This window comes from Bacteroides sp. K03, assembly GCF_019734355.1.
Lineage (GTDB): Bacteria > Bacteroidota > Bacteroidia > Bacteroidales > Bacteroidaceae > Bacteroides > Bacteroides nordii.
Window position 1 is genome coordinate 76,945 of record NZ_JAASHC010000009.1, and the last position, 24,687, is coordinate 101,631.

Annotated in this window: 20 protein-coding genes; 4 read left to right on the plus strand and 16 right to left on the minus strand. The window is 39.8% G+C overall.

The window, feature by feature from the left end; translation table 11 throughout:
• Nucleotides 1–128 precede the first annotated feature (128 nt).
• From HCG69_RS08880 to HCG69_RS08915, 8 genes are all read right to left on the minus strand, one after another.
• Nucleotides 129–884: a hypothetical protein gene (locus HCG69_RS08880; protein WP_002562303.1), complete on the minus strand. Its 756-nt coding sequence runs from the start codon at nucleotides 882–884 to the stop codon at nucleotides 129–131.
• 163 nt (nucleotides 885–1,047) lie between these two features.
• Complete coding sequence (locus HCG69_RS08885) at nucleotides 1,048–2,151, minus strand: EpsG family protein (protein WP_221649759.1); 1,104 nt, start codon at nucleotides 2,149–2,151, stop codon at nucleotides 1,048–1,050.
• A 126-nt stretch (nucleotides 2,152–2,277) separates the two neighbouring features.
• On the minus strand, nucleotides 2,278–2,604 hold the full coding sequence (locus HCG69_RS08890) for a phosphomannose isomerase type II C-terminal cupin domain (protein WP_221649760.1): 327 nt from the start codon (nucleotides 2,602–2,604) through the stop codon (nucleotides 2,278–2,280).
• 881 nt (nucleotides 2,605–3,485) lie between these two features.
• Nucleotides 3,486–4,772 carry a DegT/DnrJ/EryC1/StrS aminotransferase family protein gene (locus tag HCG69_RS08895; protein ID WP_221649761.1) on the minus strand — a complete coding sequence of 429 codons (1,287 nt, stop codon included), beginning with the start codon at nucleotides 4,770–4,772 and terminating at the stop codon, nucleotides 3,486–3,488.
• A 629-nt stretch (nucleotides 4,773–5,401) separates the two neighbouring features.
• Nucleotides 5,402–7,870, minus strand: a complete 2,469-nt coding sequence (locus HCG69_RS08900) for a tyrosine-protein kinase family protein (protein WP_221649762.1) — start codon at nucleotides 7,868–7,870, stop codon at nucleotides 5,402–5,404.
• Nucleotides 7,871–7,890: 20 nt separating this feature from the next.
• Entirely contained in the window at nucleotides 7,891–8,682 is a 792-nt protein-coding gene (locus HCG69_RS08905) for a polysaccharide biosynthesis/export family protein (protein ID WP_221649763.1), read from the minus strand.
• 40 nt (nucleotides 8,683–8,722) lie between these two features.
• A complete protein-coding gene (locus HCG69_RS08910) occupies nucleotides 8,723–9,208 on the minus strand; it encodes a UpxZ family transcription anti-terminator antagonist (RefSeq protein WP_007487194.1) in 486 nt (161 codons plus the stop codon).
• A 71-nt stretch (nucleotides 9,209–9,279) separates the two neighbouring features.
• Nucleotides 9,280–9,831, minus strand: a complete 552-nt coding sequence (locus HCG69_RS08915; RefSeq protein ID WP_007487192.1) for a UpxY family transcription antiterminator — start codon at nucleotides 9,829–9,831, stop codon at nucleotides 9,280–9,282.
• Between the two features lie 1,063 nt (nucleotides 9,832–10,894).
• Between HCG69_RS08915 and HCG69_RS08920 the strand changes: the two genes are divergently transcribed.
• A complete protein-coding gene (locus HCG69_RS08920; protein ID WP_007487190.1) occupies nucleotides 10,895–11,359 on the plus strand; it encodes a hypothetical protein in 465 nt (154 codons plus the stop codon).
• A 155-nt stretch (nucleotides 11,360–11,514) separates the two neighbouring features.
• On the opposite strand, the gene HCG69_RS08925 is transcribed toward HCG69_RS08920, so the two are convergent.
• The 5 genes from HCG69_RS08925 to yaaA all read right to left on the minus strand — a co-directional run bounded on the left by HCG69_RS08925 (nucleotide 11,515) and on the right by yaaA (nucleotide 19,578).
• Nucleotides 11,515–12,261, minus strand: a complete 747-nt coding sequence (locus tag HCG69_RS08925; protein WP_007487189.1) for a hypothetical protein — start codon at nucleotides 12,259–12,261, stop codon at nucleotides 11,515–11,517.
• Nucleotides 12,262–12,263: 2 nt separating this feature from the next.
• A complete protein-coding gene (locus HCG69_RS08930) occupies nucleotides 12,264–13,703 on the minus strand; it encodes a sensor histidine kinase KdpD (protein WP_221649764.1) in 1,440 nt (479 codons plus the stop codon).
• A gap of 336 nt (nucleotides 13,704–14,039) precedes the next feature.
• Nucleotides 14,040–17,708, minus strand: coding sequence for a T9SS type A sorting domain-containing protein (locus HCG69_RS08935; RefSeq protein ID WP_221649765.1), 3,669 nt, complete (start codon nucleotides 17,706–17,708; stop codon nucleotides 14,040–14,042).
• Nucleotides 17,709–17,885: 177 nt separating this feature from the next.
• The gene (locus HCG69_RS08940; RefSeq protein ID WP_221649766.1) at nucleotides 17,886–18,437 is read right to left on the minus strand and encodes a sugar O-acetyltransferase; all 552 of its coding nucleotides are present in this window, start codon (nucleotides 18,435–18,437) and stop codon (nucleotides 17,886–17,888) included.
• Between the two features lie 367 nt (nucleotides 18,438–18,804).
• A complete protein-coding gene (yaaA, locus tag HCG69_RS08945; RefSeq protein WP_221649767.1) occupies nucleotides 18,805–19,578 on the minus strand; it encodes a peroxide stress protein YaaA in 774 nt (257 codons plus the stop codon).
• Between the two features lie 156 nt (nucleotides 19,579–19,734).
• On the opposite strand from yaaA, the gene HCG69_RS08950 reads away from it, so the two are divergent.
• Complete coding sequence (locus tag HCG69_RS08950; protein ID WP_221649768.1) at nucleotides 19,735–20,187, plus strand: copper resistance protein NlpE; 453 nt, start codon at nucleotides 19,735–19,737, stop codon at nucleotides 20,185–20,187.
• Between the two features lie 161 nt (nucleotides 20,188–20,348).
• On the opposite strand, the gene HCG69_RS08955 is transcribed toward HCG69_RS08950, so the two are convergent.
• The 3 genes from HCG69_RS08955 to HCG69_RS08960 all read right to left on the minus strand — a co-directional run bounded on the left by HCG69_RS08955 (nucleotide 20,349) and on the right by HCG69_RS08960 (nucleotide 22,289).
• Nucleotides 20,349–21,464, minus strand: coding sequence for a discoidin domain-containing protein (locus HCG69_RS08955; protein ID WP_255585625.1), 1,116 nt, complete (start codon nucleotides 21,462–21,464; stop codon nucleotides 20,349–20,351).
• Between the two features lie 155 nt (nucleotides 21,465–21,619).
• Nucleotides 21,620–21,949, minus strand: a complete 330-nt coding sequence (locus HCG69_RS20670) for a GDSL-type esterase/lipase family protein (RefSeq protein WP_255585626.1) — start codon at nucleotides 21,947–21,949, stop codon at nucleotides 21,620–21,622.
• Entirely contained in the window at nucleotides 21,924–22,289 is a 366-nt protein-coding gene (locus HCG69_RS08960; protein WP_255585627.1) for a cadherin-like beta sandwich domain-containing protein, read from the minus strand. Before HCG69_RS08960 ends, HCG69_RS20670 begins: the two co-directional genes overlap by 26 nt.
• 35 nt (nucleotides 22,290–22,324) lie before the next feature.
• Here HCG69_RS08960 and HCG69_RS08965 point away from each other — a divergent pair, with 35 nt between their 5' ends.
• The gene (locus tag HCG69_RS08965) at nucleotides 22,325–22,540 is read left to right on the plus strand and encodes a T9SS type A sorting domain-containing protein (protein ID WP_255585628.1); all 216 of its coding nucleotides are present in this window, start codon (nucleotides 22,325–22,327) and stop codon (nucleotides 22,538–22,540) included.
• A 112-nt stretch (nucleotides 22,541–22,652) separates the two neighbouring features.
• Nucleotides 22,653–24,635 (plus strand): sialate O-acetylesterase, encoded by a 1,983-nt coding sequence (locus tag HCG69_RS08970; RefSeq protein ID WP_221649769.1) that lies wholly within the window; start codon nucleotides 22,653–22,655, stop codon nucleotides 24,633–24,635.
• Nucleotides 24,636–24,687 lie beyond the last annotated feature (52 nt).

Consider the following 24,687-nt stretch of genomic DNA (forward strand, 5'->3'; position numbering starts at 1 on the left):
GTTTGCTATTTTGAATTATCACAGATTAATAGTCTCATCTGTGGAATATTGAAGCAGATAGCAGTATCGAACTGCATCGTTTCCGACCACCTGTGTACCTGCTTAACCATATTAAGAGTGTGAATAGACTATATATGCTCCTCTACTCCACGGAAATGGACGTTCAGTTCATGGAGGTGGGACAAAAGTGTTCCGAGAGGAGTACCTTCTGTCATCTTAGCAAAAGCGTTGACATCCTTAGGGAAGCACTTACCGCCATATCCGAACTTGCCATCTGGACCTGGAACGTATGTGTGAGTGTCGTTGATATAACCCGAGAGGAGGCATCCGGTATGCACCTTGCGCCAGTCAGCTCCCATCTGCTCACAGTATTCACGACAAGCATTGAAGTAGATTACTTTATACGCGCCGAACACATTGTGCATATACTTTGTCAACTCAGCTTCCAATGGGCTCATCACGGTGAACTTCTTGCCGACAAAGATCTTGGTGAGCAAGTCTTGCGCACCTGTAAACACCATGATCTGCTTCTTGAAGTCCTCGATGTGTGTACGTTCGGTGAGGAACTCAGGCATATAGCATACCTGATGACCTGTCTCGCGAGAGAGCATATCACTGGTGCCAGGGAGAATGGTAGTTCTGACGAACACAGGCACGTCTGGCAGATTGGTAATCAGTTCCTTCATGAGTCTCAGATCCTGTGTACCATCATCTTCTGTAGGCACATGAATCTGCAGGAATGCGATGTCGATATTGCTCAGATTATCATGATATCCCTTTGCAGGGTCACTGATGAACAGTTTACACTCTGGATTGTTGTGCTCCAACCAATCCTTCAGGGCTCCGCCTACGAAGCCACATCCGATAATTCCAACGTTGATCATTTTTTGTCAAATTTTGAAATATTGTTATTAATTATTACCTTTAAGAAATAGAGTATATGTCTTGTGTTAGGCACCGCAAAATCGAGCAAGAGAAAGACCTACGTAACCCAAACCGATGACGCAAATTTGAATTTCGCACATAACGTTAAATCGTTTATGTTATTTACAATATAGTTGATAAACCATAATATATTAAAACCATAAATAATGTGAAGTATAAATGGTACTTTGCATATTTCACAAGATCTTGATACCTCGACTCTTTCCAGTCACATTCAAGTAATGGATAAACGATTAAAAACGGATATACGAACCAACTTAAATATGCTATTCGATTATTATAATTGACATACATGCACAACAGCCAAATTGCGTTAGACAGAAGATAGTAGCATAAAAAAAGATTGTATGTCTTATTCTGTATTTTCAATTTCTGAGTTGCATACCAACCCAAAATAACTGGCATCATAGAATATAAAATAAAATCAAGTCTTAATCCTCCTCTACCTTTCCAATCATCACCTGTTGTTGTCAAGTACTCTACACCCTTTTCATCTGTATATCCTGCAAAAATTTCTTGAAAGGTTGTGACATGTAATAAAGCCATCAATAGACAGAATCCCCAAAAATAAAAATAATACTTAGGTTTACTATATAATAACACCACAATGTATACTGCAATTGGAAAGCTCATGCTATGATGTATACCCCACGAAAGTAGAACCAAAGGTATGCTAATTAACAGCTTTTCTCGATATGCAAGACCAAGAAGAAATATAGATGAAGCGGCACCGGCTTTTATGCCATTTACACTATATGAAAATGTAGAAAAAGCGGCAAGAAAGACTAAATAAACAAATAATGTATCTTTTGGGAATAGTTTTCTTGTGGCTATATAAGAGCAAACAAAGTAAATTGCCGCGATCAATAGAAAGAAAACTGTATAACTCCAATGTTTATATGAAAAATAAAATAACACATTATCAAAAATCAAATTCTCAACCTCGTAATCAATACCATAAAACTGGAGCGATCTATTAGCAATAACATCATAATAAAAAATGGTATCGTAAAAGGTTTTATCTGCGGGTCTAAATCCAATAAATAACACTAATATGATAACAAGAAAAATCTCAGGACACCTTGATCTGACATTATAAGTTCCAAATAAAGAATTTTGTCTATTACCATATTCCTTAAACAATGGTATTGATATTAACGCAACAAAAATTATATAGATATATTCGTAAAATTCACCAGATATCATTCTGTTTCTTCTTTTTATATGAATCTCATATTCACAAATCAATAATATTGAGCCTTTTTATGTAGCTACAACAAGGGTTTTACGTCTGAGATTTACATTGGTATTCATTACTAATTCTGACCACTTCTACTCAAACCTCTCTATATCCTCCTCTACGAAAGGATTGCCATTCTGGACTTCAATAAAGGTAAACTGAGTGAGAGCTTTGATAGCATGGAAATGTTCGACAGGGACAATGACAGTATCACCCTTAACTCGCTTCTCTATACCATCTATTACGAAGATTCCTTCACCTTCTACAAACATCCAGACTTTTGAACGATGGTGATGGATTTGGTAGCTTATATTTTTACCTTCCTTGAGCATGATGCTCTTAGTGAGAGAATGGCTACCGTCTGCATGAATACTATCATCAAGTACGCAATAGGTACCCCAACGTCTTTCTTCGTACATAGGGCATAGGGTGAGATTTCCTACAGATTTCTTGATCTCTTCTGAGTGTTCCTTGGAGCAAACGAGGATCCATCAGAACAAGCAGCAACAACTATATCCTTGAGGCCATCTACATAGATAAGATTCTGTAGCTCGTTGATGATATGAGTGTTCCCGCAATGAGCGCCCATGACCGCATTGCCGATAATTGGTTTATGAAGCTCGCATGTAAGGGGTGCTCCAGGTACCAAGATCTTTCCATTCGCTCTTGAAAGGAATAACAGCTACAGATATTGCTTTTTCAGCTACTTCATAGTCGAAAAAAATCTTTGGAAACTCAGAGTATCGGTTGCGAGTATCCTCAAAGTTGTCACTCTGCATGCACTTGCGAACAATGTTCATCATGTACCCAAGACGACAGGAACCACATAGCCGTACTTCTCACTTGGGTATATTGGTGTAATTCCCATGAGGACAAGATCTGCCACACTTGCTTCTACGCACTCGACCATACGACCTATAGTGTGGAAATATTCTGCCTCAGTATAAGGATCGCAAGGCATAATGGCAACAACTTCGTCATCCACACATTGCTTTGCGAGTTTCAGATAGCTTGCTACAAGAGCTATAAAAGAAGGAGAATGCATCTATTCTGTTTTTGCAACCATGCATAGAACACTGATACTCAACACTTTTACATTCAGCGGACCATTCTACAGGCGGTTCAACTAAATCGTATCTATATAGATGCGTATTAGCAAGTAATATGTACTTCATACAGATACTATTATAGCAATCAGGATATTAACTGTTAACTTATAATTAAATGAATTTTGAAGTACGTGATAGCATCGAACCATAAGCAATGCTTCACCTGTGCACGCACTTGTTTCTTTATCGGATTACCTTACAATCGCCTCCTTAATACAATCAACGATGTAACGAACGTCATCATCGGTTACGTAAGGTCCGGCAGGCAGACAGAAGCCCATCTTGAAGAGGTCGGTCTCTACTTCGTTGGTATATGCAACTGCATCAGCATAAACAGGCTGTTTGTGCATTGGCTTCCAAACAGGACGGCATTCTACCTTCTTTGAGAGCATGAAAACGCGAAGTGCTTCTACATTCTCGTTTGGTTGGCAGTCAGTTGTTGCAGAGTCAACAGCATTGATGACACCGGCTACACCACCTACGGCAGTCTTAATAACTTCCTTGTAGGCGTTCTCCTGACCAACTACCTTTACCTCTGGTTCAATAGTAGCTGCACAAAGCCAGAAGTTAGCATCATAACGAGGATCGGATGGCTGGCAATGCATGTGTACGCCAGGGACATCCTTCAGGAGTTCCTCGTAGAGTGCCTGCACGTGCTTATGGTGGGCAATGTGAGCATCAAGAACAGTCATCTGACCACGACCGATACCTGCACATACGTTGGACATGCGGTAGTTGAAACCTATCTCTGTGTGCTGATAATAAGGATAAGCATCACGCGCTTGAGTAGCATGCCACATGATGTTATTGGCATCCTCAACGTTCTGGCAGATAAGTGCGCCACCACCAGAAGTGGTGATCATTTTGTTACCATTGAAAGAAAGTACGCCAAAGCGGCCGAAGGTACCCAGTACTTGTCCATTGAAGCGTGAGCCCATACCTTCTGCAGCATCTTCTACGACAGGGATTCCGAATTTGTTTGCTACAGCCATGATACGCTCACAGTCGTATGGCATACCATAGAGAGCTACAGGTACAATTGCCTTAGGATAATTGCCGGTCTTGGCCTTACGGTCAAGGATTGCCTTCTCAAGAAGCTCAGGATCCATGTTCCAAGTAGTAGGCTCAGAACCAATAAACACTGGTTTTGCACCAAGGTATGTGATAGGGTGAGAAGAGGCACAAAAGGTGAATGACTGTACACATACCTCATCACCTGGTTTTACGCCACAGGTTATGAGGGCAAGATGTACGGCTGCAGTACCTGCGCTCAAGCACACTACCTTACGGTCGAGCGGCTCTGAACCATCAGTCTTGCTGTTAGAGAAGTTGGCCAGATCCTGCTCAAAAGCGTTTACGTTGGGGCCCATTGGCACTACCCAGTTGGTATCAAAAGCCTCCTTAACGTACTTTTGTTCCATTCCCTCTTCGCTCATGTGAGCCAAACATAGATAAATGTTTTTTCTTTCTTCTGTCATCGCTATGATTTTTTAGTTATAATCTTGTTCTAAACTGATGGTATTGAACCACACCATGAAAAGCGCCTTTACATAGCACTCTTATGGACTACCTGTACAGCAGAAATGACAATTTAATATTTTTAAGTGAATTTACATCGAATATTAGGAGTGAATTTAATAGGGTAAAAGTGCCACTTTATCCATGTAACCGCATGGCCTTGATGTAAGATGACTGACCAACTCCTTAATGTATCATTGAGGATTCATCTTGATATGTCTCATCATCTGCTCTCCGGATTATTCGATAGTCTCCAATTACCATCCTGCAATATCTTTTGCATGGCCGACCATTTCGTTTGGATATATTTCAAAGTTTTCCAAATTAAAGCATCTAACCGATCGTTTCTCTACAATTTTCATAAAAGGAAAATTGTATGCGAGGTGTTCTCTGCTTATCTGAGGCTTTTTGATAAGGCATTACTCTCTTGCATTACGACGGACAGTTGCCCAATTATCCCCGCATAACTACCTGAGCTTCGTTTTACGACTGCCTGATTGATCTTTCATTTGTTACAGATAGAAAAATATCTTCATAATACACAAATTCCTCAACACAAATATAAAAAGTGTATCGTAAACTTCAGTTCTTACAAACGTCTCAAAAGACGAGAGAATAACTTCTTCAAGTTTTCATACTTTCCGTGTTTATGACCATGCCTATGGCTTTCATTCCCATAACCATATCCATAACCGTATCCATAACCATATCCATAACCATATCCATAACCATATCCCCTATGCTCCAAAGGAACGCCATTCAGTATCACAGACAGATTATGAAGCTGTTCTTGACGGTACATATTCTCCAACTCAGGCAACTGACGACGATCCATTACACCCGAACGGACTACGAAAATAGTTAGGTCGACCACACGGTTTACGATAGAAGCGTCAGCTACTATGCCTGCAGGAACATTATCCACAATGATATAATCATAACGTTTACGTAGTTCGGCTATCAGACGATCAAAGCGCTCACTCAACAACAATTCGGCAGGATTCGGAGGTACGGGACCGGAGAAAATAACATCCAGTTTTTCATACTCTTCACTCGTGCCCACAATATCGTCCACTTTATCCGTACTGCCGGAAAGGTAGTGCGTCAGCCCCATACGATTGGAAGAATTAGAGAAAATACCGCTCAATGTTCCCTTACGGATATCAACGTCAACCAGAACAACTTTTTTATTAGTTTGGGCAATACTCATGGCAAGGTTACTCGACACAAACGTCTTACCTGCACCCGGATTGGCGGAAGTAAACATGACCACCTGTAACTTTTCAGACTTCACACGCATAAAATCCATGTTCGTACGAATGATACGGAAAGCCTCGGAAACAGAATCGCGACCATTCTCACGAACAACAATGCCATCCGAATCCTTACCCTTATTATTATTGCCATGACGGGGAACATTACCCAAAAAAGGAATAGTCAAAACTTCATCCAACTCCTTACGGGTACGAACTTTAGTATCCATCACATTCAACAACCAAAATACGCCCACAGGGATAGCCAGCCCTAAAACAATGGAAGCCAGGACAATTGTCATTGTTTTAGGAGCTATCGGAGCACTACTGCCCGAAGCGGAATCTATGATACGGGCATTGCTTTCGGTAATAGCTTGTGTCAAAGCGTTTTCTTCGCGTTTATTCAACAAATACAGATAAAGTTCTTCCTTGATTTTCTGCTGACGCTCTACCGTAAGTACATATTTCTGCTGGGCAGGTACAGCTTCAATACGCTTCGAGGTCTGTTCTTCCTGTTCACGGATATTCTTCAACTGGATATTCAGACCGACAATCAGGTTATCTACCGAACGGATAATCGTCTGCTTCATGGCACCCAAAGAGTTATTCAGATCTATCACTATCGGATTCTTACTACTACTGCCCACCACCAGTTTGTCACGCTTCAAGAGAATATCATTATATTCCTTAATCTGAGCCTCAACACTGTTATCTGAAATTCCGGTATTGGCAGGAATCAAATCTGAATTCTTTTGAGGATCAGTCAAATACTCCTTAATGTATCTGGCAATACTCAACTGATTCTCCAGACTGAGACCTTCCTGCTGGTAACGGCTCGTATTAGCAAGGTACATACCAGTTTCGGAAGTAATATCCGTCAGTTGATTTTCACGTTTAAAACTTTCGATATTGGCATCCACACTACCCAATTCACGTTCGATGATAATCAGACGTTCATTAATAAACTTGGAAGTATTCACAGCTATCTGGTTCTTATCATTGATAACATCCTCATTATAAACAGCAATAAGCATGTTCAGAACATCTTCTGCACGGGCAGTGGATACATCATCCAGAACCAGGTTGATAATGGTAGCCGTCTTGCTGGCAAGAGATACTTTCAACCTGCCACGATACCCTTCAATAACACTCTCCAAATTGGATTTGACTACATTTACAGGCTTACCATAAAAGGCATCCGTATAGTATAACGTAGGAGTAATGACCATCGGACCGATCGGAGTAGAAACCGTATCATTCAGATGTACATCCAAAGCCTCTTCCGAATGAACTCCCCCACCCCCTACAGCTAAAGAGAATCCGGAAAGACGTACCGTAACGGAATCCACAGGGGTAACCACTACCGTTATAACCTGACGCTCCTCCGCCTCAGGAAAAGAAACGGTGACCGGAGCATGGGTATAAAGTTCATCATTGCGCAAACCATTTTTTACCTTATAACTCATATCCAAATGCAAACGCCGCGCAACCTCTTCCATCAGATGACGGGATTGAAAGACAAGTACTTCATTGTCCACATTACGTTTACCACCGAAAAGAGACAGATCAGAAAAAGCCGCAGATTCACTCATTCCACCACCTTTGGAATCGTCACGAATAAGAACGGATGCTTTCCGACTGTATACTTTGGAAGAAGACTTTAAATAAAAGAAAGCGATCCCGCCACAAACCAAAACAGACAGTACAAACCAATACCAATTAACCCATATAAGATGGAGAATATCGGTGATATTAATTTCCGGCTCTTGTTTGCGGACATCATTGTTTTTGTATTCAGTATTCATTATTCTTTCTTATATCCGGATTATTTAAACATAGTTACCATTAAAGAAGTGATAGAAGCCAATACCGAAACGGCAGACAACCAAACGCCCACAGAGTTATTGGAGTTGATGCGGCTCTGACCAGTCTTCGCCTTGTTGGGCTCTACATACACAATATCATTTTGCTGTAAATAGTAGCACGGAGACTGAAAAATATCAGAAGAACGAAGGTCATGATACAGAATGAGACGTTTACCATCTTTTTCGCGAATAACGGCTATACGGTCACGACGACCATAAATAGTCAAATCACCTGCCATACTCAAGGCTTCCAGCAGAGTTATCCGGTCGCCGGAAATATCGAATGTACCGGGACGTGCTACTTCGCCCATCACAGAAACTTTAAAGTTCAGAAATTGGACAGTAACAATAGGATCTTTTATCAAATCCTCACTGATGAGTTTTTGTTTGATCAGTTCGGTAACCTGCATACGAGTCAATCCCTCCACATGAAGCTGTCCTAAGATAGGAAAGTCAATATCACCGTTCTGATCGACAAGATAACCTAAAAGACGTTGTTGTCCGGAAGTATTACTACCTATCTGATAAGTAACCATAGGCATATTGAATGGCATTGCCAATTCCGGATCTTTACTATTCACAAGGATAGCCAACAAATCATCCTTATGGATTATAACTTCATAGTTCTTATCAATAACCTCTTCTTTCAAAGAAGTAATATCCTGTAAATAAAGCACCTCTTTGGGAGCAGAACAGGAGACAAAAAGCGCCAACAGACACAGCAAACAATTATTCAGAAATCTCATTCTCATAAAACAGCTATTAAAACAATTCCGTAAATTACAATATGACTCACTCTACAATCTCCCAATCAGGCCAGGGATTGGTTTCCAGACTATCCAAATAATCGGAAACTTCACATTCCGCTTTAGTCCATTCACGTCCAGTCCAACTATTCATAATTGCACGTGCTTCCTGAGCTAAATCCTCATCAAAAACTTCACTATAACAGGCCACTAAAAGCTGGCACTTCAGTAAGGAAGCAGGGAGCTGTTCGAACAATTGCCAACTACGATCAAGCAAGGACTGGATTTTTAAATTTTTATTACCATGATCATAAATAGTAGCATGATAAGCAGTCAATAAAACATAACAACGCTGTGCTTCCTCTTCAATATTAGAACCCCGCAATACAAAAAGAGCCTCAGCCTGACGGTAGACTTCTGTATTGAGTGCACAAAATTCATTGGAATAAAGAGGAGTCCCATCAAAACCCAGATTAAGAAGATCACGGGTTATACGGCACAAAGTATCAACTTGTGATTGAAAAGACAACATATAGATAGATTTACAGTTTAGCGATTTACAGTTGACTATTGATAAAAAAATACGGAACTAATCATTTTCTTTTATTCACAAATAGTATCGGGGATCAGTTCTATCAAAGAAGGATGAATATATGCAGTGGCCACAGCCATAATGCCTTTGATACAAACAGAGACACGGCGATCGCCTTTTACACGGATAACAACTCCTTCCACCCCTTCGAAAACACCACCGACAATACGTACACGATCTCCTTTCCGTAAAGAGGTAAGGGCTGGATCAAGGTAAACAATCTGTTCATCGTAATTACCTGAAACTGCAATAAAACTTCGCATCTGCGAATCCGGAACAATAAGTGGACGATTCGTCTCACGGTCAATGATATAGCGTACAGATAAAGAAGAACCAAGAGACCGTTTGACACGATCAATACAAACAAAGGAACTATGAACAAACACAAGGTTATGTACAACAGGAACCAATTTTCGTATCTTACGTTCTCCTTGCTTCACGTACTCATAATGCATCGGAATGAAATTCTCTATACGCTCGGCATCAAGCACCTCTTTCAACTGTAACTCACGGCTATAGGTGACACGAAGTGGATACCAACAGATGTCTGTGGATTTGTTCACAATTGGATATTCTTTGGGGACACCGGGGTAATAAAACTCCTTCCGGTCAAGCGTGTATAAAATGGATTATCAATTCTTAAAATACACTAGCCCTCAATAGTTTCCCTATCACAGGAGACAAAACATAAAGAGGGGAGATATGTATTATGCACTATTTTATATCTATTAGCACATAAAAAACTATAAACAAGACATTTAACACCAAATAGTGTTTCAATAGACGTTCGTTTATTGGCACACTATTTTAGAAAGACCTTTATTCCTATTCAGGTTAAATTAATAATAAACTAATTATTCTTATATATATACACTCAATTTACTATGAATCAATAAGATATATTCTAGTTAAGATATGATCTGATCATTTTTATTGAAAAATATTTTGTACATTAAAAAAAAGGACATATTTTTGTGCCAATAAACGAACGTTTATTGAAACACTATTCAAATAAAAGAATAATATCAAACTACTATTAATCAACAATTAAGAATCCCTATTTCACTCTTACTTTGTATTGATAATAATATTCCGAAAAACACTCCAAATACTCGCATTTTTCTGACAATAAGTATAAGTAGAAATTATACTTTCCCTGCAAAATGAGTTCACTCCCATTTCAAATCTTCTTATTTAAATTTAGTTAATAGATTAAACGAGGAAAACCATCTCATTTACCAACATTCGTTCATACATATGTACGATATAAACCAACACGCAACCACACACCCATATTTTATTACAAAACAACTAAACCAATCAAAAACAAGAAAATATATGAAATAGATTTTATTTTACTTTTGTAGTTTGGATTTTATGAAAGCACACATTTCTCTACGAGATTCGATCGATTCCTCGTAGAGAAAAGCCCCGTTCCTCGTAGAGAAAAACAATATTTCTCTACGAGGAAGAAATAGACCTTGTAACCATTTGATATACAACTTCTTACAGAAGTGCCAAGAAGCTCCAAAAAGTGTTGATTTTTTCTCAACACAATGGCACTGAATTCAACCGTCGAAGACGGCCATGAAGATAAAAGAATTGTTACATAAAAATCTAATCAGAATGGTCAAAACAACCATCTATGTAAAGCCCTATCTGGCGGCTTACATGTATGTACGCTATCAAAACAGCGTAGTCACGGAGCTCAATGCTATCAGGTTAAAAAGTATCGAAAACTTGTATCATGTTATCAAAAACCTCACAGTTAAACGTCCACGAGACGTATCATGGCGGGAAACCGGAAATCTGACTCTCATAATACCCGCCCCAAGATACGGGAAAGAACCCGAAACATACAATTACCTGGGGCACAACAGTGTCATCATCATCGAAGAGGAAATAGAAACAATGCTGAAAACTGAGTTACACAGTATCATGCTGAAAAATAAATTCCGGAACGGAATCATGTATAAAAAATCACTGCTATTATTTATGGATAAATATCACATTGAAGACAAACACGAAGATGCCCTCATGAAATCGTTCCAGAGATGGAAAAAGAGAGTAGAGGAAGAAAGAAAAAAGTAAGGTAAGACTCACCACAGAGTTTCACAGAGTTACACGGAGTTTTAATTGTTGAAACGCAGAAACTCGCAGATTCACGCAAAGAGTATCATAGCTTACGTATAGCGCAGCCATTTAATCTGCGAAAATCTGCGATCATTTGCGTTTCAATGATGGTATCATTTAATTAGGGTAGAAGGGTGATGCGAAGCAAGAAATAAACTATATTCCTCTTCTTTATTATAGGAGTCCTGCAAAATCGCTCCCTGTACCTTTAGATTCTCCCAACGCTTTTTGGGATTGGATAACTCTTCCTTTGCTTTTAGCAATGCAACTGAAAGCTTCTCATACAAACTGTCCGTCTCAGTCTTTGTTATAGTTGCATCCGCCCACTGTGCAACTTCTACAAGAAGCAACGGTTCAGATGACATGATTATCAGATATTTATAAGGATAACGTTTTCTTATTCCCTGTAATATTTGCGTTGCATTCTCTTTTTTACCGGGACCGGCACCTATCAAATCGGATATAATAATATCAAATCCCTCAGCAAACAAAGGGGTAGGAATAGCTTCTATCACTGTGAGGCATTCGCTCTGAAAACTTTCTTTCAAATACTGCCGCGTTTTATATTGGTCATCAATAGCAAGGATATTAAATGTTCTCTCTTTTAAGGAAGTCACAGAAGAACATTTCGTTACCTTAATATTACTTTCCTCCCGCTTTGCATTTGCCTTATTCTGCTTTGACAGATAAAAGCAGTACCAACTAAGAAACAGCAATAGAGCACATAAATAGATAACATAATGTCCTGATACATCATGAAATAATGCAATCAAAGATGACACACCACCTACACCTGTGACAACAGATGCAAAATAAGTGCTAAGCGTTGTTTTCAGAACCTCCTTTAAGAAATTTTTCATATCTATTTTATATACAAGATTACTGTTTTATTAATAACTGATGTAAATCCGCTTGTTGTGTTCTGCAAAATGGAATTATAAAAGCCCCATCTATGACAGTCCAGATGTTCCATTTCTGCCAGAGAAACGGGCTTTTCATTCCTTCCTAAATCATTAAAGCCACTTTTCGCCCGGAAAACAACAGAACTTGTTTCAATATCAATATTCATTTCCAACTTTTCTTCTTTCACCTTACGATGCTCCAGTAAATGATATATAATGCCATTCAAATAGATATATAAAAGAAGTTCTTTGGCCGGAAAAGAAAAAGAAGGCAAAAAGTCTTTATCATATTCTATCTCATCCCGATAGGCCACACATATATTATTCAGAATTGTATCCAGCGAAACCGTCTTTTCCAACGGATTGCCATACACACACATGTCTTGTGGCAGCAGAAGATAATCAATATAAAAAAACAATGCCTGCATATGTAAATAGGAGACCCGCATACAATTACATATAAAAAACATCTCTTCGGGCAATTCCAGACGGTTAGAAGTAGCCCAATTGCAGATATCCGATAATTTCCGATAACAGGTGCGTATCACACGATTCATTTCATGAAGATAGATACCTATCGCTGTATTATCTGAAATACCCTGTAAAAATACAGGAGCAGAAGCAGGGATATCACGATGAGGGAACACTAAGATAATCGAAAAAAGTTCATAAGGTACATTATCGTAACTGTTGCTGGCTTCTTCACCACTTTCCACTATGACCTGTACCTCTTGCGAATCGGCTATTTCTTTCACTATGCTCAACCCCAATCCATGTCCTTCAGTTGTCAAATACTGAGCATTAATCCCACGATATTCATGTTCTAAAACACGCTTTGCTTCGTCCTCTTCCAGCCGGGGGCCAAAATTAGAAAAAGTAATCTGTTTATATTCATCATGCACTTCCATCTGCATATCGATAGTAGTATTCGGCATACTATATTTAACAGCATTATCCAGTATTTGCGTAAATACCAACCTAAATAAAGGCGAATAATTATACAAAGTCCAGGCCTCTCGTTTTTGTTCGGGTGTCTCTATATCCGGAGCTATCAGAATCTGATTCAACCTTCGTGTTCTTACTTCGCGAGCGTCTTTTTTCCGATACATATTATGATATTTTTTGTGATTCTTATCACTATTATAATCATTAATGTATTTTCTGCATATCTCTCCGACATTCATAGGACCACACTCTTCGTTGGCAGCAAACATCCGGCGGTAAATATCCATTTCTTCCCGGGATGCAGACAAAGCACACAGTTTCTTTCCCAATGGAACTGCAAGAGATTCGTCCATAGTAGAAGAAAGTACTTCTATTTGTTCCTGCCATTTTATACATTCGTTCGCAAAATGAATGACTGCCTCATTGCACTGCGCTATCAGATTTTGGTTAGTCATAGTTCTATGATATGATAAAAATAGATTATAAGAGCCTGTTTATATTCAACTCACCAGAGAAGTCTACATGCAATATTAGCAAGATTTACAATCATATGCAAGGTTTTGCAGAAGATTTAATCATATAACATACGACTACTCTTATTCAAAAACAGTATAAATAACAAGAAGGTGTCAAAAACCGGAGAAAGCTATTAATATATAAATTTAGAAACGCAGATTAACGCTAAGTTACGCAAAAATTAAATTAAATCTGCGTAAATTAGCGCTAATCTGCGTTTTAATAATAGCGAATTCTACTTTTGCCCCTCTTATAGCAACTTACTAATCAAGAAGTTAACGCGTAATCATCAGCCGTTCATTTTTAACAGAACCATCCTGTAACTCAATTGTCACAATATAGTTGCCCTCTGCCAGATCCATTGCCCGAACAGTAACTTCTGTTTGTCCGGTAAACAAAAGTTCACGCACAGCAAAACCGGTTAGTGAATAAATGAGAACACGCTTAATTTCCTGATCAGCACGCACATACAGGATATCATTTACCGGATTCGGATAGATTTGCACATCCTTTTCGGCGGACACGGCAGACAATCCTGTACCTCCTCCGAACAGACTGGACTGGCTCTTTAAAATTGTAAATGTCGTAGCCCCTGTAAACTGGCGTTGCGGACGCATTATCTCCTCAGCCATTTCACCATCCACCTTCAGACAATGGTCTTCGACAGTTACAATATAAGTTTGGCCACCCACCTGCTCTACATGGTCTATTTGAAACAATTCGTTCATATCTTCCTGTGTTTTCACAGCACCCGAAGGTGGGTTAATCACTTTATAAGATCCAAATTTAACCGACATCCAGCGCCCTTTTAACTCATCACCGGCAGGAATCATAACATCGATAACAAAAGCATTGCAGGAAGCGCCGTCTTCCTTGCGTACAGTAGAGGTGATAGTTCCGGAATATTTGTAGTTCTCTATTTCTACCGATTCTTCTCCCACGGACAACCGGGAACCGTTAATCAAAATACTCTTCGCCTTCTCTGCGTCTTTACTCTTTGAGAAAACAGCTATCTTACCTTCCATTGCATAACGTCCATCGGCTGTCGATATCTTCTCTGCCGGATCAATACCTGTAATCAGCGTATTGTTCAGATTCACAAGAATCACGTCTTCACGGCCATCGGTAAAGGTGACAGACACTCCCACATATTCTTCACTATTCTGATTTAACGGAACTTGTTTTACCGAAACAATCTTAGAACCACCATTATACGCCTCCATCACATGGGTAAACAGACTACGCATGCCACTGTTTCCTGTGCGGCGTTCCACCAAAACCGGACGCCAATATTCATACATCGTTGTTCCGGTAGCACGACGATAGGAATTAGGCGACTTACCCAGATATACCGTAGACCGGGCATCATCCACAGCAAAAATCTTAACACCTCTGGAAGCATCCTGCACATAAGTCACACTCCATTCTCCGGGAGATTGCGCTTTTGACATTTCACGAAAAGCACCATACCAGTTTGTTTTATCAGCTTCTACTACCGGATCTTTATAGGTTACTCCGGTTGGCAAAAGTGGGTATTGGCTATTAATTTTCGTCATAGACAGGCTGGTTTCAGTCGTTTGATCATACTGTGTAGAGCCATGTAACAGGTAATCGTGCTTCGTTCCTCCCTTAACCACAAATAAGTCGAGCAGGTAAGGACGAGACGGATCAATCGTATTCAAAACATGAATACGCTGATAACGTTCTACTTTTCCCGGACGGATCGTTTTACTATAAACCTCTGTTGCAGCAACCCCGTCAATCCCCGGTTCAAACAAGGTGAAGTAACCATTTGTAAATACATGTCCACTATTGCCAAGAACCTGGCGGGCTGAAGTGAAATATTGAGTTAGTTCTTCGTCAACAGCAACCAGATTATGAGCCGTCACACTATTTGTATAATCGCGTCCCGGAAGCCGGGAGTAACGGATATCACCAATCTGCTCTTCTCCATTGGCATAAAGGGTCATAGACATCACACTATGGCCTACATGATTGGCCTTATCATTTGCTCCGATATTCGATTGAATCTGCTGATCGCCCGTACCTGCTCCCAACATGGCATGGTAGTAAGCCGGCAATAAATAAGATTTGGTAGAAGTTCGCTTATCACTGTATCCGGCAGTAGTATCATCAAACGGAGCCATATCTCCATTCGGAAATCCAACTTGTTTATGAACCAACGTAGTGCGTTGGGTAAACTCCTTACGGGTAACAGATTTTGCAGCAATACGGCGCATTGCGTCAGTTTCCGGTTCAAACATACTGAAATAATCTTCCAGTAGTTTTACGTTTGCATAGTTTTCATCGGCATATCCTCTGTGGTAAGAGAATGACTCAGGATACATACCGTCACGCTTAAAGTTGTTTGCAATACACAACGTATAATAACGATCGACAAAATCAATGATTTTTTCTTTCATTGCTTCGTCTTCAATAATAGCAGCCACCTGAATCAGTACACCAATATGTCCCACCAGATTGGTAGATTGATGAGTAGACATCGGCTGGTCAATCACCCATAACCCTATATTAAGGAAAAGATCATCAATAACATGCCGACGTACATCGTAGCCTCTCTCTGCCGAAAGATCCTTCAATGCCTGGCTTTCATAAATACGATCAAACGATAATAATTCTCCCTCATGAAATTCATGAGTCAACCCGTTATGATCCGAAGCACGTTGTACATTCGGATATTTCGAAAGGTCACTCTTATTCACAATCCGGTCTTTATTCCATCCTTCGGTCATAAAGAAATCAGGAACCGCATTTGCCCATTTGTCCAAAGCCAAAGCTACATAACGGGCATACTTTTCATCTTTTGTCAGTTGATAGGCTGCTCCCAGAATTGGTAAGTTCTTAGTCATAAAGGCTGTTTTTCCATAATCAATCTGAGCCTGTACATAGGTGTTGCCTTTGGACGTTTTATAATACGGGACTTTAACGATCTTTCCGGTCATAACCTCCGCATTGGCATATAAAACCGTATAATTACTGTTTGGAAACACAGTACCGGTAGCCTTACAGGTTATTTGGTCCGGCCGGGCGGGATCCCATGTCCAATCCGTACTATTAACAGAAGCCGGACTGTGCTGCAAGCTACGGGGGGCTTGTGTGGGAACTAATCCCAGCCATTCAGCTTCCGTATAAGTGTCTACCAGTTTTTGGGCATTCGACAAAGTAGATGAGTTATTTCCTAACGGATAATAAGGCCGGGTAAGCGGTTTGGTATAATTGTCATTCTCCAGATATTTCTGAACAATCAGGCCTCCCAAAATAGGGCCATACCCTTCTGCGGTTCTTGAGTTATATGAATAAGAACGAATCCGATACGTCACCGGAACCTGAGAAATAATAGCTTCTTTATTAATATAATGCAGATAGACCCAGCCGTCTGCAGAAGGATGTTTCACCTGTATCACCTCTGTCCAGGAACCATCTGCATTTTTTTTATCGAGTGCAATGCCATCTGATACGCCCGACTTATAAGGTTTCAACAGAAACAGGGCTATCTTACCGACACTGGGTAGTTCCGGTAAAATTAAACTACTGGTTATATGAGATTCTTTAAATGCCTCCGATGCATCGGCTCTATATAAATTTTTCATATTCAGCATGCCGATAGAGTTATTATAATTTCCGGGACGCACTTGTTTCACTATATATTCAAGTTCAGTTCCGCCAATATTTGCCACCTCTGAACCCTTGTAGACCTTGCGGGTCCCTGTAATCCAACTTTTAGCCCAATAATCATTCGCAGTGCTTCCGTTGCCGGGCGCCATGGACTCATTCCCCCAAACTGCCGACAAAAATGAATCATAAATATAGCATTCGCCTACATTGATATTAGTTACATCAGATAAACTTTGTGCCTGAGCGGTCAGTGTGAACGCACACACGCTCATCAGGAAAGATTTAAAAAGAAGTAGTGTTTTTCTCATTGCATTCCATCTTTATATATTAATAATAGATTAACGGTTGCAAATTAACCTCTTTTTTTATAGAGAGAATTGAAGTATTTTCTCAAAAGATTGCACTAATATACACAAAAAGAGATGGAAAGATAATAAATCACCTTTTCACCTCTTTAATTTCTCACAACCCGATAGGTTGCCCCGTTATTTTACTTTCTTTAGAACCCGTGCCGGATTACCTACGGCAACACTGTCAGCCGGTATATCTTTAGTAACTACACTTCCTGCTCCAATGATACAACGATCTCCAATCGTCACTCCGGGACAGATAACAACGCCGCCACCAATCCAGCAGTCTTCACCGATCGTAACCGGATAAGCATATTCCTTCGGTTCACGCCGTTCTATATAATCCACCGGATGATGAGGGGTATAAATCTGCACACAAGGACCTACCAGTGTATGGGCTCCGATCGTTATATATCCACCATCCAGAAAAGTACAGTTAGCATTGACAAATACATGTTCGCCTAGCCGGATACCATCACCGTGATCACAGTGAAAAGGCGGGCAAATAACAGATGTAACAGGGATATCCGGTATCAGCTCCTCGAGCAAAGGACGATATTCCTCGTCATAAGTACTCAACCCACGCATACGGGCCAATAACTTTTTAGCTTTCTCAAAACGTACCTGCATTTCCGGCACAGACATATCAGCCAGTTGCCCATTACGCATTTTTTCTACTTCACTCATCTTATTCTGTTGCTCCATTAGTGAATATTAAAGATAACTATTTATCAGACATAAATCACAAAAAATCCTTTTTTATCATTTTCATTAGATATAACTCACAAAAAACATAGTTTTTTCTACTTCACTTCTCTTTAGTAATCCTCAAAAAACAACGTGGTACACATTCATTATTTAAAATCAATTGGATATTAGCATACTCTATAGATACGAATCTATTGAAACGCAAATTAACGCAGATTTTCGCGAATTAGATTACTGAGTTATACTTGAAAACAATATTTCTTACAGAAAATCTGCGTTCATTCGCGTTAATCTGCGTTTCAATAATAACCCGCGAAATAATCATTAAATGATGATGATGTATTACTTATTCTGTTGCTCCATTAGTGAATATTAATTTTTTTTCGTTTGATAATCGTTCATTAAACTCAAATCCTTCCCAGTGAAAAGCTTTCAAATCCTGCGGAGATTCTATCCGGTTTTTCAGAATAAAACGCGTCATCTCCCCACGAGACATTTTGGTGTAAACTACAATTGTAGAAAGTTTGCCATTCTTCCATACATGAAATTCGGGAGTAACAATCGTCACTTCCTGTTCTATACGCTTCCAGTCAAACAAACCACGCATTTCATCACTTGCCAGATTACATAGCACGCCTCCGGTGGCTTTGATCTCTTTGAGAAATGAATCGGTAAGCCGGGACTGCCAATAAGAAAACAGAGTTTTACCACCTTGCTCAGGGAGTCTTACATCTCCTTCAAGACGGTACAAACGGATAAGATCTAACGGACGAAGTAAACCGTAGCAAAATGAAGTAAGCCGAAGATGTTCCTGTGCATAACGAAAATCATCTTCTGAAAAATCTTTCGGATTCAACCGCTTAAAAACAATACCTGTATAGGCAAGCAGGGCCGGAAGCGTACGGGTGTCCTCTGAATGAAAAGCCTGATAACGTTTGTAATTCTCGACTGCAATCCTGGGATTCACACGCAACAAATGCTCTAACTCTTCTACAGAAAACTGCGACATCTCTAAGGCAACTTCTGCCGCTTCTTTCTGAAAATTAGGTATAGTGGTAAAAGGGACTTTCACTTTCGAAACATCACTCATGGTTTTGGCACAGGATAAAAGTATAAGCATAAATGGAGGATTTACGATTTAATAATTTACGATTTACGATTGATAAATGACAATTGGCAAATCACAAATGAGGATTTACGATTGATATTAGTTTAGAGCAAAGTTAAACTTTTTAGTTGTACCTTTGTTGTTCATTTAATAAAAATAACAATCAGTATGGGAAAGAAGTTTTATTTTGCAGCAATACTCTGTGCTTTTATTATGACAGGGTGTACAAACAGTAAAAAAACAAATAATGCCGACAGTATGAGTGTAGATACTACACAGGTAGCAGATATGCACAATGCAGAAACCTCACTTGATTATTTTGGAGAATATAAAGGAACAATTCCCGCAGCTGATTGTCCGGGGATAGATGTTACTCTGGTATTCAATAAGGATCATACGTATACACAGAAATATATTTACCAGGAAAGAAAAGATGCGGAATTTGATGAAGCAGGTACTTTCGTAATAGAAGGCAATATATTGACTACGACTTCCAAAGAAGGAGATAAATCTTATTATAAGGTGGAAGAAGGCCGGATAGTAATGCTGGATGCAGACAAACAGCCCATCACAGGAGCACTTGCTGATTTGTATGTGTTGAAGCAGGAAAAAGTCTTTTAATTACGCTTTTGGGGTTCACCACAGAGGACACAGAGGACACAGAGTTTTTTAGACATAAGAACACAAAACTGAGATTAGAGCATAAAGACGGATTATGCAAATAATATGTTCTTTTGTTCTTATGTCTAAAAAACTCTGTGTCCTCTGTGGTGAAATATATTCTAATATCCGATAATTACTTTCCGGATTTCTTTTTGTCCTCCGGTAGTCAAGGTTACCAGATAAGTTCCCGGCAATAAATCGATGCTTGCTGTTGCTCCGGTTTCTACCTTTCCCTTGGTTATACACTGCCCGGAGATGGAATAAAACTCATAATACCCTGTAACCGTGGCATGAGATTCTATTAACAAGTGGCTGTTACCTGTCCGAATCGTAAAGTCCGATACAATAGTATTTTCAATACCTACTCCATCCGACGCTTTAAACAACTGCCACTCAGCAAGCTGAAACAATCCGGTTTTCCCTGTCACATTGAGTTTAAAGCTTTTATATGCCTGTCCGGATAGTACCGGATATTCCAGCATTGTATAACGTCCCAAAAACAATTGGTTCTTTCTCGCATCCAGTTTGTCCCATTTTTTACCATCTGCGGAACCATACAGGGTCCATTCGGAAGGATCACGATCAGGAGAATCATTAGCCGAAATCAAAGAGTAACCTCCGATCTTTACTGCTTCGGGTAAATCATACTGTATCCAGATACTATTGCCCGTAGGCACATCCGTACAAAACTTAGTACTTATGTTGCCATCACCCAGATTACCATATCCCTCGTGAGGAAGTGTATTAAACTGAGCACTCAGCATACCTCCGTTTGTCTTATCCATCAAAGAGCTACATAACGGTTTGTCACAACCAAACAACTGGAGTTCTGCAATAGCCAAACTATTACTACCATTCACTGCTGTCACCGATAAACGGAAATAGTCATATGCAGAGAAACTAACTTTTTCGTCAAAAATCTTTGTTTCATTAGCACCAAATGTGATCCCTACCTGCTTGTCGACAGCTCTCCATATAGTTGATGTTTTCGTACGACCTTCCAGTTTCCAGGACATGGGAGCTTTAGAAGCATCTTTACCCGATGTAATAGCATATGCTTTCAAGCCAACCGGACGAGGCATTTCCACTGAGAACCAGCATTCCTGCTGATCCGGGAACGGAGTCTCAAGAACTGTTTTTGCATTATTGTCCCACAAAGGGGTTGTGTCTATTCCGCTAACAGAGGTTTCTGTTACTATCCCGGAATCACTTTTATCATATTCGGCAATCTGCAAAAACAGATCTTCCGGAAGAGCCGGTATATCTGCCTCCGGAGCGATACTGCGTGCAATAATATTAGCTAAAAGAACATAGCCTTTATCATTCGGATGGATTTTATCACCTGTCAGATAAGCCTTCCCTTCAAACGGAGAGTGACAATCTATAATCGTTACACCGGTTTCTTGGCAACCTGATCAATCATAGGCATCATATCCTCAGTCATTACCTTATCATCATTAATCCAGTTATTCGGTCCAAACAAAGGAAGAGGATAACAGATATAGATTTTCGGTTGGCTGGAAAGGGCTTTAAATGAATTTACAAGCGCTATGTAATCGCCCACATATTCATTTTTAATATTATCCCAATTAATATGTTTCGCATCATTTGTTCCCAATTTGATAACAACGATATCCGGATTGTACTTTAAAGCATTCTGATAACGTTCGTGATCCCAATAAGAAGAAGCAGTGTTATCGAACTCTTTTCCATTCTTCATTAAAGTACGTCCGCCATTTCATTGTATTGTCACCACTTAGATTCACTTTCCAGCCTCTCAGCATTCTGAAAGGATTTTCATGAGCCCCTGTCATTCCGCTGTAACTGTCAATATTGATAATACGTTTGCCCTTACCGTCAGCAGAAGCTATACTCAGCAAGTTCGCCGTATTGTAGAGCATAACGGTATAGGTCTGTTTGTTTTTTCCGTCTTCCGAAACAACCTCTATATTCAGTTCGTTCAGACCATCAGATAAAGCAATCTCTCCGATACCATTGATTTTTGCATACTCGCTGGAAGATTTGGCAGAAATAAAGGCTTTTGCATTTTTCGTTTCCATCTGGTATAAATCCCCTTACTACCTCCGAAAAACCGTTGTATCTATCTCCCAATCCTACAAAAGGGTACTGCTGCATAGAAGGAACTGATTCTGAAAAAATCAGAGACGCAAAAATATTCAATTTGTCAGGAAAGATAGAACGAGAATTTTTTAGCAATAAATTCGATATAAGCAATATGGAAAAAGGGATTTATTTAGTACAAGTCAGTACAGAAAATACTCGTTGTTCTTTGAAGCTTGTTAAAGAGTAAAAATATCTTAAAATCAAGCAAGAGATAGGAAAATAAGTTAAATAAATAACTTATATTTCCTATCTTTGTATCAACAATAACAAAAAAAACAAATTTATTTAATAGATCTAACATGAAGAAAATAACAGCATTATCTCTTGTAGCAATGTCCTTCTGCTGGAGTATTAACGCCAAGCCTGTCTTACCGGCAGTATTCTCCGACAACATGGTATTACAACAACAAACACAAGTCCCGATATGGGGTCAGGCCGACAAAGGAAAGAAAATAAAAGTGATTCCTTCATGGGATGGAAAAACATATACAGTTTTCACCGATGCAGAAGGGAACTGGAAAGTTGAAATTCCAACCCCTAAGGCCGGAGGGCCATATAATATCAGTATCTCGGATGGAAAAGAAATAAAATTATCCAATGTGATGATTGGAGAGGTATGGATCTGCTCCGGACAATCCAATATGGAAATGCCCGTTAAAGGCTGGGGTAAAGTGCAAAACTTCCAACAGGAAATTGATAATGCCAACCATCCTAATATTCGCTTATATCAAGTGAAAAAGACCGTGAGTCCTATCCCACTCACAGCAGGAGAAAGTACTATGGGGGGATGGCAGAACTGCTCTCCGCAAACAGTAGAAGATTTTTCTGCAATCGCTTATTTCTTTGCCCGAGAACTAAATCAAAAGTTAAACGTTCCGGTGGGAGTCATTGATGTTACCTGGGGAGGAACACCAGCCGAAAGCTGGACCAGTACAGGTACCCTAAATTTAATGTCCGATTTTCATAACGAAGTAACGCTTCTTCGGAAAGCAGAAGAAAATATGCCCGAAGCGATGGCAACATACAATCAGATGATGGATGAATGGGAAACAGGAGTCAGAAAGAAAGATCCGGGATATGAGGGCAGACAAGCCAAATGGGCAGCAATTGATTACAACGACGATTCATGGGGAACAATACAATTACCGGGATTTATTGAAGAACAGGTAAATCCGAAATTCGAAGGTTTCATGTGGTTACGCCGCGAAATAGAACTATCGGATGAATGGCTGAAACGTGATTTAAAAATAGAGTTAAACCAAATTGACGATAATGATATTACCTTCTTCAATGGACAAGAAATAGGACGTACCTATGGCATAGGCACTGTACGTCATTACACAGTGCCACGTGATTTATTGAGAAAAGGAAAGAATGTACTAACAATCCACTTAGGTGATACGGGTGGAAACAGTGGAATCCCCGGAGATCCTTCTATGCTTTATGTTACCAATGGCAAGAAAAAAATATCTTTGGCAGGAGAGTGGAAACAACGTATCAGCATTCTCAATAGAAATGAAGTGCCACGGCAACCTTTGTCATTCCAGACCTGCCAATACTACCCTGCTGTACTGTTTAACGGAATGTTGCGTCCATTAATTCCATTTGAAATGAAGGGAGTTATCTGGTACCAGGGAGAAGCTAACGCAAGCCGTGCTTATCAATATCGTGATCTGTTTCCTTTAATGATTCGGGATTGGCGCAGTCAATGGAACAAAGACTTCCCTTTCTACTTTGTACAATTAGCAAACTTCATGCAACGTGCAGATAAGCCGGAAGAATCAGCATGGGCTGAACTCCGTGAAGCTCAGGCTCAGACACTGGCATTAGAGAATACGGGAATGGCTGTTACCATCGATATAGGGGATGCGAATGACATTCATCCTAAGAATAAGCAAGAAGTAGGACGCCGACTTTCGTTAATTGCATTAAATCAGGCATACGACAAGAAAAACAGCTACTCCGGACCACAGTACAGTCATATGTGCTTAAAAAACAATGAAATCGAAGTCACTTTCAAACATACTGATGGGCAATTAATCGCTAAAGGAGAAGAATTAAAAGGATTCACCATTGCAGGTGTTGATCACAAATTCTATCCGGCTACGGCCCGAATTGTAGATAACAAAGTGATTGTTTCCTCGGAAAAAGTGCCCTATCCTGTAGCTGTACGTTATGCCTGGGCTAATAATCCGGAATGTAATCTGTATAATAAAACAGGACTGCCAGCTTCTCCTTTCCGCACTGACGACTGGCCGGGAGTCACCCTAAATAACAAATAAGCACTGCTCAAATTAAAAAAACACCTCTCATCGTACCTCTTTCTAAAACTCA